Raw genomic sequence first — 13802 nt, 5'->3', positions numbered from 1 at the left:
AAAATTATCAGCCCAACAAATTTTCTATCTCTCGTTTATATCTTTTAGCTTCTATACAAGAATCAGCAGAAATCAGAATTTTAATCGCTAGGATTTCCAAGGGATCTAGGGGAATAGTAACTACAATATTATCAATAGCATCTGGGTGAGTAACTGTAGGTTGAACTTGGTTATCTGGGTCATAGTATCTATTGAGTTCTTTCGTTTCATATCTTCCTTGAATATTTCGTCGTGCCTGCTCATACAGTGCTTTTATTAAATTATTCTCTGCCAATTTTTCTAAGTCTGATATGGCAGCATCACCTTGTTGTGCATACTTTTGACCAACATCATTGATTTTCTGTTGTAATGGTGTTGGTAATGCATTTAATTCAGACAAAGCTATTAAAAATGCGCCAAGAGTGATTTTATCTAGTGCGTCGAGCATAACATTTATGGAGTAGTGTAAATAATTTTAGAGTAGCATTAGCAAACCTAGTTGAAAACAGGCTTACCAGTGATGATAAAACCAGCCCAATGATAAGGATGTGCAAAGGGAGGTTCGCTTGATTCCAGCTTATTGCGGTTATTTTGAATGTTTTCTACCTCGGTTTTCAAAAAAGCGATAAATTTATTATTGTACCTTGGCAATTCCTTTGCTAATTCCTGATACCATTTAGCTAAATCTTGATAGATCAAAACACGTAACCAGTCTTTAGCTTCCTTTAGTGCAGTAGCCGGAGATTTTCCTTGCTTAAATAACTGATAAAATTTAATTATTAACAGAGCGCTAGACCGTTCATCTACTCGCCACAGGCTACTAAGAACATAGTTCGCACCTTTGGCAAGAAATCCACTTACCAAGCCGACATATTCATCAGTCAAAGTTTCGGAACTAGTAATTCCGGTTTCGCACGCGGAAAGGCAAATTAGTTCATATTTTTGTAAGTCTAATTGGTCATCATCAACTATATTGCCCAATGTCAATTGCTCAGAATTCGTTAACAGCAAAAATGACTCACGCGGATTTTCTGGGATATGGTCAGCATGACCAGCAAAATGGAACAAACTCCCATTATTGCGTAAAGCTGTGATTAGTTCTTCTTGTCTAACAGGCGATCGCAATGGGTTATTATCTGGATACAGTGAAGAAAGTGCAGCCGATTCAATAGCAGCAAAAGGTAACTCTCTAGCTGCTACGTTCACGATGTTTTCAGGAGCATATTTTTGTAGCAATGATGATTCTTGCAATAATAGCTTGAAACCAATATGGAAACTTGGCAAATATGTAATAGTGAAGCGTCCTGGAAACAGGTAATCGAGGGGTAGTAGGTGTAATTCTCGGTGGGGAATTAATATTAAGTGGTCAATATCCTTGAGCTCTTTTCCAATACGGTCGATTTCTAAAATGTTGCGGAGTTTATTTTGCAACATCAATTCCATATTCTGCCGCCAAGGGGCTGTTTCTTTCGCTGTACCTGAATAATTTCCCTGACAGTAATCTTGATAAGCTTGTTTCCATTCTTCCATCCATGTTTGGAAAGACCGGAGTTGATGAAGATGACGATGACATTCTTGCTTTTTAAATTCGGGTGGTAATTTTGATTGCAGCACTAAAGGCGGCTGATTATGTTTGATAATAAAAGTGGTAATGGCATTGGGGCTAATGTGCCAGTATACTGCCGCAGTTTTAGAATTAAGCAGTCTTTGCATATCCTGGTATTTAAAGTTGGACGGCTGATAATCCCAACCTTCCCGCAGCCAAGCAAGACAAGTATTTTTCCGCGCTTCGGCTAATTCTAAAGCTTCGATGTGTTGCTGTTTATTTGGTGACTTGAGGTGAATATCTACGCGCAATTGGTCAAAAGCAGCAAATTTGCGTCTGAGACTGATTTCTTGTCCTTTAGATTGACACTTTCCTACTAATTCTTCTACTCGCTGCGTCGCCTCTTCTCGCTTTCTCTGCAATGTCTGAGTGTCACCTAAAGCAGAACACACTTGCAACAATTCTTCCAGAATTTGCAAATGTTGCTGAGGAAAGTTTTCAAAACTCAGGAAATTGAGGGCTTGCTCATAGCTGGTTTTGGCTGCGAACCAGTCTGGGAAAGGGTCAAGTTGCTTCTTTCCGTAGTTATATAAGGTTTTACCTTTGTGACGATGCAACTCCCCGCAACCTTTTTCAAAGTCAGGAGCTTGGGGTCGCAGCACCTTTATACCATTATTCAAAGTTTCAATAGCAGCTTTGATATTTCCTGATTTACTCAATGCTACACTTCGACTATCCCAAGCTTGCCAAAATTGCTTATCTGTGAGAAAAAGAACTTGATCAAAGTTGGCGATCGCTTCTGGATAACGTCCTAAAAAATCACAAAGAATCACACCCTGTTGATACCAAGCTATGTGGTCGTCTGGTTTGATTTCTATGGCTTTGTCGTAGGATACTAGTGCTTGTTCATATCGCCCCAATTCCTTCAGCGTATTTCCTCGGTTGCTCCAAATTCCGTAGTCATCTGGTTTAATTTCTATGGCTTTGTCGTAGGATGCAAGTGCTTCCTCATCTCGCCCCAATTTACTCAGCGCAATTCCCCTACATAACCAAGTTCCGTGGGAATCTGGCTTGATTTCTATAGCTTTGTCGTAGGATGCAAGTGCTTCCTCATCTCGCCCCAATTTACTCAGCGCAATCCCTTGGTAACACCAAGCATAATGGTCGTCTGGCTTGATTTCTATGGCTTTGTCGTAGGATACTAATGCTTCTTCATATTGTCCTAAATTATACAGCGTAACCCCCCTATACAACCAAGCATAGTGGTCGTCTGGTTTGATTTCTATGGCTTTGTCGTAGGATACAAGTGCATCTTCATATCGCCCCAAATTAGCCAGCGCAAGTCCCCGCATGAACCAAGCATCATGGTCGTCTGGTTTGAATTCTATGGCTTTGTCGTAGGATGCTAGTGCATCTTCATATCGCCCCAAATTAGCCAGCGCAGTTCCCCGGTTGTTCCAAGCTGAGTAGTCGTCTAGTTTGAATTCTATGGCTTTGTCATAAGATACAAATGCATCTTCATATCGCCCCAAATTAGCCAGCGCAAGTCCCCGCATGAACCAAGCATCATGGTCGTCTGGTTTGAATTCTATGGCTTTGTCGTAGGATGCTAGTGCATCTTCATATCGCCCCAAATTAGCCAGCGCAGTTCCCCGGTTGTTCCAAGCTGAGTAGTCGTCTAGTTTGAATTCTATGGCTTTGTCGTAGGATGCTAGTGCATCTTCATGTCGTCCCAAATTAGCCAGCGCAAGTCCCCGATTGTTGCAAGCTGAGTAGTCGTCTGGTTTGAATTCTACGGCTTTGTCGTAGGATGCTAGTGCATCTTCATATCGCCCCAAATTAGCCAGCGCAGTTCCCCTGTTGTTCCAAGCCCAGTAGTAGTCTGGTTCCATTTCTATGGCTTTGTCGTAAGATATGATCGCTTCTTCGTATCGTCCCAAATGATACAGTGCATTTCCACGGCTGTACCAAGCATCGTGGTCGTCTGGTTTAGATTCTATAGCTGTGTCAAAGGATGCAAGCGCTTCCTCGTATTTTTTTAGGAAGTCACATAAGATAGCACCTCTTCTGTTCCAAGCTAAGTAGTCGTCTGGTTTGATTTCTATGGCTTTATCGTAGGATACGATCGCTTCCTCATATCGCCCCAGATTACCCAGCGTAATTCCCCGGTTGTACCAAGCTGAGTGATCGTCTGGTTTGATTTCTATGGCTTCATTGTAAGATACGATCGCATCTTCATATCGCCCCAATTCATCCAGTGCAATACCTCTACCTCGCCAATCTTCTGCATCTTGCGGGGTAAGTGCGATCGCTTGCTCAAAATCTACTTGTGCTTCCTGCGTTTGCTTAAGTTTTTGATAAACCAAACCCCGCCGCGCCAATGCCAAAATGTAATTTGGTTGAATTGTCAAAGCTTGGTTCAGGTGTACTAATGCCTCTTGATATTGTTCTAGGCGATCGCAAGTTAAACCCAACCCATACAATACCTGCGGGTTTTGCGGTTCTAATAAAGCCGCTTGGTGAAAAATCTCGAAAGCTGCTTGGTAATTTCCCCGATCCAGTTGATCATGTCCTTGTTCAAGTAAAACTTGTGCGTTGGCGTTTGGGGTCATTTTTCTAGATTAGGAACGCATTAGTTACTATTATTACTTATACACAAGGTAGGGCAGCATTTCTTGATACAATGCCTTCGTCAACACAATAAGTCAAATTTACTCTAGCTTTTAATGTACAAGTGTAAAATTTAGCGTTTCTACTTTTATTAGAAAATTTCAAATACTATATTTATTTTTATCTGTCGCTTTTAAAACTTTAAGTTCTTGTAGTAAATTACTAGTAACAAATAATTAATAATTTTTTAGATGTAATCTAATTAACATATAAAAACACACTATTCTGTACATTTTTAGTCTAACCGGACAGCTAAAAAATAAACATTTACGATAATTTTCTGAGCCAGTGTATCAATTGGATATTTATATTTTCTTTAATTATTTATCTTGAATTTTACAGATTATTTTTAGTTTTAGTTTAAATTTATAGTAACCTGAATTTTAGTAGGTAAGTAATTTACCATCTACCATTTATCTAAAAAATAGTTATTTTTAGATATGCACTATAATTTAATTTCACTACAAATTTAAGAATTTGTCACTCAAAAGTGTGCAGGGCTACTATTTCATCGCCACACAAATCTAGAGCGTGTTTCCACTACTTATGAACAGATTACCTTTTGCTGAGTCGGTTGTTTTTGTATATCACTACACACCATCACTACATCAATTATCTGTTGACTCACTGCTAATTAGAGTTTCCTAGTTCTTATTGCTCAAGCCTTGTAAAGAAAAGCTCTACAATCTAAAACTTGGGTAAGACCTTGAACTATATAGAAATTCTCAGGCACATGAAATACACCCCACCCGCGCTGTCACGCACCCTCCCCTTACCAAGGGGAGGGTTGGGGAGGGGTTATTTTGTACCTCACTGGAGTTGGAAACGCTATATAACAACTTGGTAGCGACAGATACTTTTATTTTATCTCAGCTACCTTGAAGAAAGTGTATAAGCTACTAAGCATTTAATTTGCGCGTTTGGGTTAATCAAAAGAGGGATTAACTTCCTGTTCTTTAACCAAATACGATGTTAATTACAATTAGTCTATATGCAAGTTCAAAGCACATCAGCTTACAAAGCGCACCACTTTTACGCTAATAACTGAGTGTAATCTCACATCGCCAAACACCAAAATCACCTCATATGGAAAGTTTTCGCGCTACATCGGCTAGATACATTACTCTAGTTTAGTAGTTGAGTTTCTGCTAGAGCAATCAGATTAGCGAAAGATACAGAAAATCAATCTGATTGTTGAAATACTATTTCTTGGCAGCCAATTAGGTCATTTTGCTATTCGGTAAGCAATAGTGGCTGAGGTCGAGTTCTAATTTGTGCATTCTAGCTTAACAGAGATTGGGGAATTAGGCGATGAGGGGTGTGGAATCTCTGTACTAACTTAAATGTGACCGCTATATTTAATTGACGTACCTCCTACAATGTCGCAGTGAATTCCCAAAAGGTATTCACCGATTTCGCCTACAAACAAATATTAATCTTATTGCAAAAACGTCCCGATGAAGACACTCCCTATAAGTAGATATAGATTTTTTCAAAAAATCCAGCCCCTATCTCTGTTGAAAAAAATCACTGGTAAGACTGTTACTGGTTGTTTGCAAGTCTTCAGCGCGTCAGGTTCTTGGTCAATATACATAGACGAAGGTAAGCTGATTTACGCCTGCTACTCAGAAAAAATGTTTGAACCGCTTTACAGGAACTTGCAGCGCTTGAGTCAGCAAGTCTCTACCCTACCTCGCGGAATTCATGAACAGTTACGGGCAATATTTGAAACGGGTATTGAAAATCAAGCCATCCCAAATCCAGATTATCTGGCCATTTGCTGGTTAGTTGATCAGAAATATATTAGTCCATCTCAAGCTGCGGCACTGATTGAGCAATTAGCACTAGAAGTTCTAGAGTCATTTTTGAGGTTAGAAGAGGGGAGTTATGAATTTATTCCCGAAAGCTTTTTGGATGATATGCCAAAATTCTGTCATCTGAATCTTCGTTTACTCGTTGAAAGGTGTCAAACGTCTAGATGCGACGCAGCTTATCCTGAGACATCGCCATTTTCTCCAGCGCACCTCTCCGAATCTTTGCAGACAAACCAGTCACAATCTCAAACCCAACCTGCGGTAAAGTTGCCTAATCTAAATAAAGGCAATCAATCAGTGACATACTCTAATGGTATTTTAACTGAGAACATTAGTACTGTAGACAATAGTAGGCAGCAAACCATACCGCTACCTGCTGAGAAAAAACTCTACACAATCTTTTGTATTGATGATAGCCCGACGGTTTTGACTTCTATCAAAAGCTTTTTAGATGAGCAAATGTTTTCGGTTGTGGGAGTTACCGATTCTTTGCAAGCTTTAATGAAAATTATTCGCACAAAACCAGATTTAATTTTGTTGGATATTTCTATGCCTGACTTAGATGGGTATGAGTTATGCTCTTTGCTACGTAAACACACTTATTTTAAAAACACTCCTGTAATTATGGTGTCAGGAAAAACAAGTTTTGTAGATAGAGCTAAAGCTAGGATGGTTAGAGCGTCAGGATTTTTGACGAAGCCTTTTACACAAGGGGATTTACTAAAAGTAATATTTCAACATATTGTTTAATTTCCAATAAACCAAATCCTAGACTTAACCAACTTATTTTTTTGGAGATTTCAGGTTGAGTATTACTTGGCTTGGTACTATTCTGGTTGTAGAATATCCTCACAATGAATTGGAATTAATCAGACATTATCTTACAGAGCATGGTTACAACATTATCAAAGCTACTAATGCTAAAGAAGCTCTTGAAATAGTCTTAGAAGAGAAACCAGATGCGATTGTTACTGATGTTGTAATGCCAGGAATGAGTGGATTTGAACTGTGTCGCTTCCTAAAAAGTCATTCAACTCATCATAAAGTGCGGATTGTAATTTGTAGTACTAAAAATCAGGCAATCCATCACTTGTGGGCAAGAAAGCAAGGTGCTGACGCATACATAAGTAAGCCTTACACACTGGAAGAGCTACTGAGTGTGATTCAATCAGTAGCTATTTAAATTTTTGATTTTACATTGGACAAATACGCTTCACCAAACTTGTCCCATCTGCGCTAACTATCAAACTGGACGACAACCAGAAAGTATTTCGTGCATTTTCACTACTGATCCGATTACTGCGATCGCAGGCGCACCAAATCTGGTATGCTCTACTTGTTCGACAATTGTCTTTAAAGTCCCAATCAATTCTTCTTGTTCTGGGCGTGTACCCCAGCGAACTAAACCAATCGGCGTTTCTAAACTCAACCCAGCTGTAGTTAACTGTTCTACAATGTAAGGCAAATTGTGAATTCCCATGTAAATCACAATCGTTTCAGAACCGTGGGCGATCGCATTCCAATTTACTATCGGTTTATACTTACCTGCGGCTTCATGTCCCGTAACAAAGGTTACTGAAGAGCTATATAGCCGATGCGTCAACGGAATACCTGCATACGCCGCCGCCGCAATTCCCGATGTGATACCTGGCACAACTTCTACAGGAATTCCAGCTTTTACCAATTCTGCCATCTCTTCACCACCACGACCAAAGATAAACGGATCACCGCCCTTAAGCCGCACCACAATGGCATTATCCTGAGCTTTATCAATTAGCAGTTGAGTAGTTTCTTCCTGTAATAGCGAATGTCTACCCATGCGCTTGCCAGCATTAATTTGCTCTGCTTGGGGATTAATCATCGCCAAAATTGCTGGACTTACTAAGGCATCATAAATGACGACATCTGCACATTCCAACAAACCTTTTGCCTTCAGGGTAATTAATCCTGGATCTCCTGGCCCCGCACCAACTAAATAAACCTTTCCCAAATACTTTTCCCTCTCTATTAGTGTGCGGCTCATCTATCTACATAAATCCCAGATTAGCTGGGCTAATTCTCTACTCGCTCCCAGAGGTTGCGCCAGTTGGAAAGTCACCGCCGGAAACTGTAATTTTAGCTCCTCTATTGACTGAGCGATCGCATCAGTTATTCCACCTACGAATAGAAAATATGGCAAAATTGCAATTTCCCTATAGCCAGCGCCTACAAACTCTTTCACTCGTAATTCTAAACTAGGAGGTCCAGCCCAATAAGCAGCAACTGCTCCCAGACTTTTCGCCATTGCTTCTACTGGTTCTTGAGATTTAAGGCGACGGCTACCATGAGCTAATAGAATCCGGGCTTCTGCTTTTATAGTAGCCAATGATTTTGCCAGCAATTTTTCTAAATTTGGGTGACTACCTAAATATGGTTGTAGCTCAATGATCATATTTTGCCCAAGAGCCTGTTGTGCTAGTACTACTTCTGCCGGAATATCTGTCATCGCATGAACTCCTGGCAGCAGAAATAACGGTATAATTTTTACACAATTACACTCACAACCAACGCTCTTAGCAAATTGTTTAATCTGCTCGTGTAACGGCTCAGAACTCATTTCCAAATAAGCTACACCTACGAGCTTTTCGTAACTTAATCGAGATACCACCTTATCAGCAATAGCTGCTTGGTTGGGGTTTTTATCGAACTCGCTTTGCAGTATGCAACGTAATAGCTCTGCTAGCTGCTGCATAGCAATTTCGGGACGCGGATCGCGACTTCCATGAGATACCAGCAGATACGCAGATGGCATTGGCAAGACTTTAACTTTTACTTGGTATTGTTTTATCTTACAAAAGAAAGGGAGTAGGGAAGAATAATTAACTCCTGTACAGACGCGTAGACGCTTGAAGAGCGGCTTCTCGTAAGAGTATAATCGTGTCTCTACTCCTGACCTTATTTTTGCTCAGTGGCCTTGTAAGTATAAAATTGATCAAATGCTCCCACCGTTTCAAATCTGTAAGAAGGTATCCAAGAATTTAGTTTTAAATCTGTACGGTAGATACTAAAAATAATGTAATTTTGTCTTTCTGTGGTTCTGGCTATAACTTCTTGGATTTGCGGGTTCGCCGAATCAACTAACTTTCCGCAATTGAATTTTATTAAATTTTCTATAAAATTCGTTGTTTTTATACATACATCGTTTTTTAAGTATTTTGTCAGGCGTTGGACTGCATACTCCTCATATCCAGCCTGACTGGGATTTGTTTTCGCCATTGTCACACCCAAGGCGACGAGTCCTGCTGCTCCAACATATGCGATGATGGTTGAGGGTTTCATGTTTACCAAGTAAGGTTCGCTATACTCGTTAGACTTTAAATCAATTAAGTCCGTTCCTTGAACAAAAACTCTTGATCGCTTTTCCAAAAATTGCTATAATTCAAATTGTTGAATGGCGAGCGTAGCCAAGTGGTTAAGGCAGTGGTTTGTGGTACCACCATTCGTGGGTTCGATCCCCATCGTTCGCCCTGTATAATAATTTACATATTTTCATAGTCTACGTTTGTCTTTATGAAAGGCATAGCTGTTACTTCCAGCTTAATTAACCTAAAAAAGTAGTAAAAGACCCGTCTATTAGACTAGCTTATATATAATTAGATGTATATAAGCAAATCTACTTTACTAATTTGGATAAAGCTTTCTATTCCAACTCCTATTAGTTAGTAAAGCTTGAATGTTGTCTATTGGTTAATTTAGCAATAGGAGGATTTCCAATTCTCCATTCTCCTGCTAGAGCATGAATAATGGAAGCAGATTAACTATAACCTGCTTCCAAAGGAGTTTTGAACGCATATTGACTGTTAGAAAAGACCTAAAAGAAAAATAAAAGTCAGCCCACAGAAGGCAAGGAAGGTGATAATCATAATGTTGCCTATACTGTGGTCAGGAGCTGTTAATTTTGGTGTATTGTCAGCCATATAAATCGACCCGATTTAAACAACTATTGCTGACATTATAACTATTGCTACTTATAATTATTTAAGATTTAATTAAAAATTAATTTTAATTTATTTAAATTTACCTGATAGTTATATTTAACTTAAACTAATTAAATTTTGTTTCACTATTTGGGAAATAAAAAATAGAAATCCTAATGTTACATCCTTTAATTCATTAGGTTATGAGCAATCTTAACATAGCAGAATTTTTTATTTACACCTCTAAAAAAATGAGTGCTAACATTCTAAAATATTTACAAAAATAAGTACTGTCTTACAAGTGCTATCGAGGAGGACAGGAAAGTTTGACATTATTAATTTTCTGGTAATAGAATACACGCAAAGAAGCGATACAGTAGATATAACATCAAGGAATTAAAGGCTAGATAGGCTTCGTCCTCGGCAACTTTATGTCTCCTATTTATCAACCTCTATCATAAGAAACAAAAATTGTATTCCCTTAGTTAGAGTCAAAAATACTGAGTTACAGATAGTTTAAGTAAAGAAGAACACGATGTGAGTGTCTGCTGAAAAGCAGTTAGCTTTAGGGTACACAGGTAAATATGATTTATCTGTGTAAATTCGTGTTTGTCAGTTGTGCAGTAAAAGGTAGAGGCTGAATTTTTCTACCTGGAAACTCAACAATATAAAACAAAATTGTCGTCTAGTGGAGTTACCATGTCTGAATTGCTCCAAGCAGTCTTAGATAGTGAAGAAAAAAGTGATTTACGTTCCTTCATTAGTGAATTACGCCAGCAGGACAAGAAATACTTGCTGCGGAACGACATCCTGAATGTATATAGTGAGTATTGCTCAAAATACCAGAAATCTGAGGCGTTTCGTAGTTCTTCTGACTTAAGCAAGCTAATTTACTATACTCAAGAAATTATTCAAGAGGAACCAAACTTCTGTTTTATTATCCGTTCTAAGATTGCCAGTCAAGAAGTTTATTGGCTGACGTCAGACTTGAGTATTGAGCCAATGACGGTGCAAGATTTACTGGATCTGCGCGATCGCTTGGTGAACAAATATCATCCCAACGAAGGCGACCTCTTAGAGTTGGACTTCGGGCCATTTTATGACTATACCCCAGTGATTCGCGACCCCAAAAATATTGGGAAAGGGGTACAATTTCTCAACCGCTATCTATCTAGCAAAATCTTTCAAGACTCCAAACAATTGCTAGATAGTTTACTAAATTTCTTACGCCTGCACCACTACAATGGTGTCCAGTTGCTAGTTAACGATCGCATTCAAACACAGCAACAGCTTTCTGATCAAGTTAAAAAAGCCATAGCTTTTGTTAATGATCGCGCCAATGATGAATCCTATGATGAATTCCGGTTTCAACTGCAATCAATGGGTTTTGAACCGGGTTGGGGTAATACAGCGGCGCGGGTGCGAGATACCTTAAATATTCTCGATGAATTGATCGACTCTCCCGATCCGCAAACACTAGAAGCTTTCATTTCTCGCGTGCCGATGATTTTTAGAATCGTCCTAGTGTCGGCGCACGGTTGGTTTGGGCAAGAAGGCGTTTTGGGACGTCCTGATACTGGTGGTCAAGTGGTGTACGTCCTTGACCAAGCTAAGAGTTTAGAAAAGCAACTGCAAGAAGACGCGCAGCTTGCTGGGTTAGAGAGATTGAACGTCGAACCAAAAGTGATTATTCTCTCTCGCCTCATTCCTAATAGTGATGGTACTCTGTGTAATCAACGTTTGGAAAAAGTCCACGGCACTGAAAATGCCTGGATTTTGCGAGTACCTTTGCGAGAATTTAATCCAAACATGACTCAAAACTGGATTTCCCGGTTTGAGTTTTGGCCTTATCTAGAAACTTTTGCTGTTGACTCTGAAAGAGAACTGCTAGCAGAATTCCAAGGTAGACCCGACTTAATTGTTGGGAATTATACTGATGGGAATTTAGTAGCGTTTTTGTTAGCACGACGCATGAAAGTGACCCAGTGTAATGTCGCCCACGCGTTGGAAAAATCTAAATACTTGTTCAGTAACCTCTACTGGCAAGAGTTGGAAGAGAAATATCATTTTTCATTGCAATTCACTGCTGATTTGATTGCAATGAATGCCGCCAATTTTGTCATCAGCAGCACCTATCAAGAAATTGTAGGTACACCGGATAGCGTGGGACAGTATGAGTCTTATAAGTGCTTCACCATGCCGGAGTTGTACCATGTGGTAAATGGCATTGAACTATTTAGTCCCAAATTTAATGTTGTACCGCCTGGGGTAAACGAAAATTACTATTTCCCCTACACGCAGAATCAAGATAGAGTAGAGAGCGATCGCCAACGTATTGCAGAAACCCTCTTTACCCTAGAAGATCCAAGCCAAATATTTGGCAAATTCGACGATCCTAGCAAGCGTCCTCTGTTTTCAATGGCGCGTCTTGATCGCATTAAAAACCTTACAGGTTTAGCCGAATGCTTTGGTCAAAGTAAAGACTTACAAGAACATTGCAACTTAATTTTGGTAGCGGGTAAGTTGCGCGTCGAAGAATCAGGCGATAACGAAGAACGCGACGAAATTATCAAACTCTACCACATCATTGACGAGTACAATCTTCACGGCAAAATCCGCTGGCTAGGTGTACGCCTATCTAAAACAGATTCTGGTGAAATTTACCGAGTTATTGCCGACCATCAGGGAATTTTTGTGCAACCAGCTTTGTTTGAAGCTTTTGGTTTGACAATTTTAGAAGCGATGGTTTCAGGATTGCCAACTTTTGCCACACAATTTGGTGGCCCACTGGAAATTATTCAAGATAAGGTTAATGGTTTTTACATTAACCCAACACATTTAGAGGAGACAGCCACAAAAATTGTGGATTTTGTCACAAAATGCGAACAGAATCCTAAGTATTGGAATGAAATTTCCCAACGAGCAATTGAGCGAGTTTATAGCACTTATACTTGGAAAATTCACACTACTAAGCTGCTATCTTTAGCACGGATTTATGGCTTCTGGAACTTTACCTCGAAGGAAAATCGGGAGGATTTGATGCGCTATATTGAGTCCTTGTTCTATTTGATTTACAAGCCAAGAGCGCAACAGCTATTAGAGCAGCATAAGTATCGGTAATTAGTCGTTAGTCATTTGTCAATAGTCATTTGTATTTACAAAGAACAAAGCGCAAAGTCTGCTCGCAGGCTTACGGCGCTCAGAACTTTGTAAGAGAGGACAAAAGACAAATGACAAATAACTAAACTGTCAACGCACGCCAAGTGCGTTGACCGACTATTCCATCCACTGTTAAATCTCGTTGGTTTTGAAAAGATTTAACAGCAGTTTCTGTCAGCGCTCCAAAAATCCCATCAACCCGAATGGCATAACCGTTAGAGACTAATAGCCGTTGCAAGGCTCTAACAGCAATACCAGAAGTTCCAAAATGCAGTGTTGGCAGAGGTTGGCTGCTAAACTTCTGAAATCGTCCTACAGCCTTTGCACGGTTTTGTTCTAGGGATTGAGAATACTTCTTAGATTCAGTTAAGTCCGAAGAGCTAAGGGGCTGATTCTTTTTCCTAATTTTTTTGTTACTTTCCTTCTCTAGTGTAAACCCTGATAAAGCAGTCTGGGAATTTCCATCTGCTTGGATAAACTCAGGTGTTGTTACATCAGCAGTTATCTCTAACTGACTTTGGTTCGACTGTTGCACGCCATTTTCCATCTGAAATAATTGCTGCTTTGGCAAATTGGGCTCAGATGATTGTCTTGTTACTAATACGCCCGTAATTAACAGGCTAATTTCAGTCATGGCATTTCATTTTACTAAGACTAATGCTTCTTTTGAAGAACAAA

The 13802-nt window shown here is 39.6% G+C and carries 9 protein-coding genes and 1 tRNA gene; 4 read left to right on the top strand and 6 right to left on the bottom strand.

What is annotated here, in order from left to right:
* Nucleotides 1–7: 7 nt before the first annotated feature.
* Together WKK05_RS07715 and WKK05_RS07710 are read right to left on the bottom strand one after the other, a co-directional pair.
* Complete coding sequence (locus tag WKK05_RS07715; RefSeq protein WP_341529164.1) at nt 8–427, bottom strand: hypothetical protein; 420 nt, start codon at nt 425–427, stop codon at nt 8–10.
* 47 nt (nt 428–474) lie between these two features.
* The gene (locus WKK05_RS07710) at nt 475–4137 is read right to left on the bottom strand and encodes a tetratricopeptide repeat protein (RefSeq protein WP_341529163.1); all 3663 of its coding nucleotides are present in this window, start codon (nt 4135–4137) and stop codon (nt 475–477) included.
* A gap of 1515 nt (nt 4138–5652) precedes the next feature.
* On the opposite strand from WKK05_RS07710, the gene WKK05_RS07705 reads away from it, so the two are divergent.
* Together WKK05_RS07705 and WKK05_RS07700 are read left to right on the top strand one after the other, a co-directional pair.
* Nucleotides 5653–6759 carry a response regulator gene (locus WKK05_RS07705; protein WP_341529162.1) on the top strand — a complete coding sequence of 369 codons (1107 nt, stop codon included), beginning with the start codon at nt 5653–5655 and terminating at the stop codon, nt 6757–6759.
* Between the two features lie 55 nt (nt 6760–6814).
* On the top strand, nt 6815–7192 hold the full coding sequence (locus tag WKK05_RS07700; protein WP_341529161.1) for a response regulator: 378 nt from the start codon (nt 6815–6817) through the stop codon (nt 7190–7192).
* 60 nt (nt 7193–7252) lie between these two features.
* Here WKK05_RS07700 and cobA read toward each other — a convergent pair whose 3' ends face one another.
* The 3 genes from cobA to WKK05_RS07685 form a co-directional block, all read right to left on the bottom strand.
* Nucleotides 7253–8032, bottom strand: a complete 780-nt coding sequence (cobA, locus tag WKK05_RS07695; RefSeq protein ID WP_341529160.1) for a uroporphyrinogen-III C-methyltransferase — start codon at nt 8030–8032, stop codon at nt 7253–7255.
* Nucleotides 8033–8800, bottom strand: a complete 768-nt coding sequence (locus tag WKK05_RS07690) for a sirohydrochlorin chelatase (RefSeq protein WP_341529159.1) — start codon at nt 8798–8800, stop codon at nt 8033–8035.
* 143 nt (nt 8801–8943) lie between these two features.
* Nucleotides 8944–9327 (bottom strand): DUF4359 domain-containing protein, encoded by a 384-nt coding sequence (locus WKK05_RS07685; protein ID WP_341531043.1) that lies wholly within the window; start codon nt 9325–9327, stop codon nt 8944–8946.
* A gap of 115 nt (nt 9328–9442) precedes the next feature.
* Between WKK05_RS07685 and WKK05_RS07680 the strand changes: the two genes are divergently transcribed.
* Together WKK05_RS07680 and WKK05_RS07675 are read left to right on the top strand one after the other, a co-directional pair.
* Nucleotides 9443–9515 (top strand) — tRNA-His (locus WKK05_RS07680).
* A gap of 1149 nt (nt 9516–10664) precedes the next feature.
* Nucleotides 10665–13085, top strand: a complete 2421-nt coding sequence (locus tag WKK05_RS07675) for a sucrose synthase (RefSeq protein WP_341529158.1) — start codon at nt 10665–10667, stop codon at nt 13083–13085.
* A gap of 121 nt (nt 13086–13206) precedes the next feature.
* Here the strand turns inward: WKK05_RS07675 and WKK05_RS07670 are convergent, their stop codons facing one another.
* Nucleotides 13207–13758, bottom strand: coding sequence for a peptidoglycan-binding protein (locus tag WKK05_RS07670; protein WP_341529157.1), 552 nt, complete (start codon nt 13756–13758; stop codon nt 13207–13209).
* Between the last annotated feature and the right edge of the window lie 44 nt (nt 13759–13802).

The sequence above is a fragment of the Nostoc sp. UHCC 0302 genome, from assembly GCF_038096175.1.
GTDB lineage: Bacteria > Cyanobacteriota > Cyanobacteriia > Cyanobacteriales > Nostocaceae > UHCC-0302.
The sequence above is the reverse complement of the archived record's forward strand: the minus strand, read 5'-3'. Positions and strand labels throughout refer to the sequence as shown.

Excerpts from the sequence above, each read along its gene's own strand:
- WKK05_RS07715 (WP_341529164.1), bottom strand. The coding sequence starts at position 427 with ATGCTCGACGCACTAGATAAAATCACTCTTGGCGCATTTTTAATAGCT.
- WKK05_RS07710 (WP_341529163.1), bottom strand. The coding sequence starts at position 4,137 with ATGACCCCAAACGCCAACGCACAAGTTTTACTTGAACAAGGACATGAT.
- WKK05_RS07705 (WP_341529162.1), top strand. The coding sequence starts at position 5,653 with ATGAAGACACTCCCTATAAGTAGATATAGATTTTTTCAAAAAATCCAG.
- cobA (WP_341529160.1), bottom strand. The coding sequence starts at position 8,032 with ATGAGCCGCACACTAATAGAGAGGGAAAAGTATTTGGGAAAGGTTTAT.
- WKK05_RS07690 (WP_341529159.1), bottom strand. The coding sequence starts at position 8,800 with ATGCCATCTGCGTATCTGCTGGTATCTCATGGAAGTCGCGATCCGCGT.
- WKK05_RS07685 (WP_341531043.1), bottom strand. The coding sequence starts at position 9,327 with ATGAAACCCTCAACCATCATCGCATATGTTGGAGCAGCAGGACTCGTC.
- WKK05_RS07675 (WP_341529158.1), top strand. The coding sequence starts at position 10,665 with ATGTCTGAATTGCTCCAAGCAGTCTTAGATAGTGAAGAAAAAAGTGAT.
- WKK05_RS07670 (WP_341529157.1), bottom strand. The coding sequence starts at position 13,758 with ATGACTGAAATTAGCCTGTTAATTACGGGCGTATTAGTAACAAGACAA.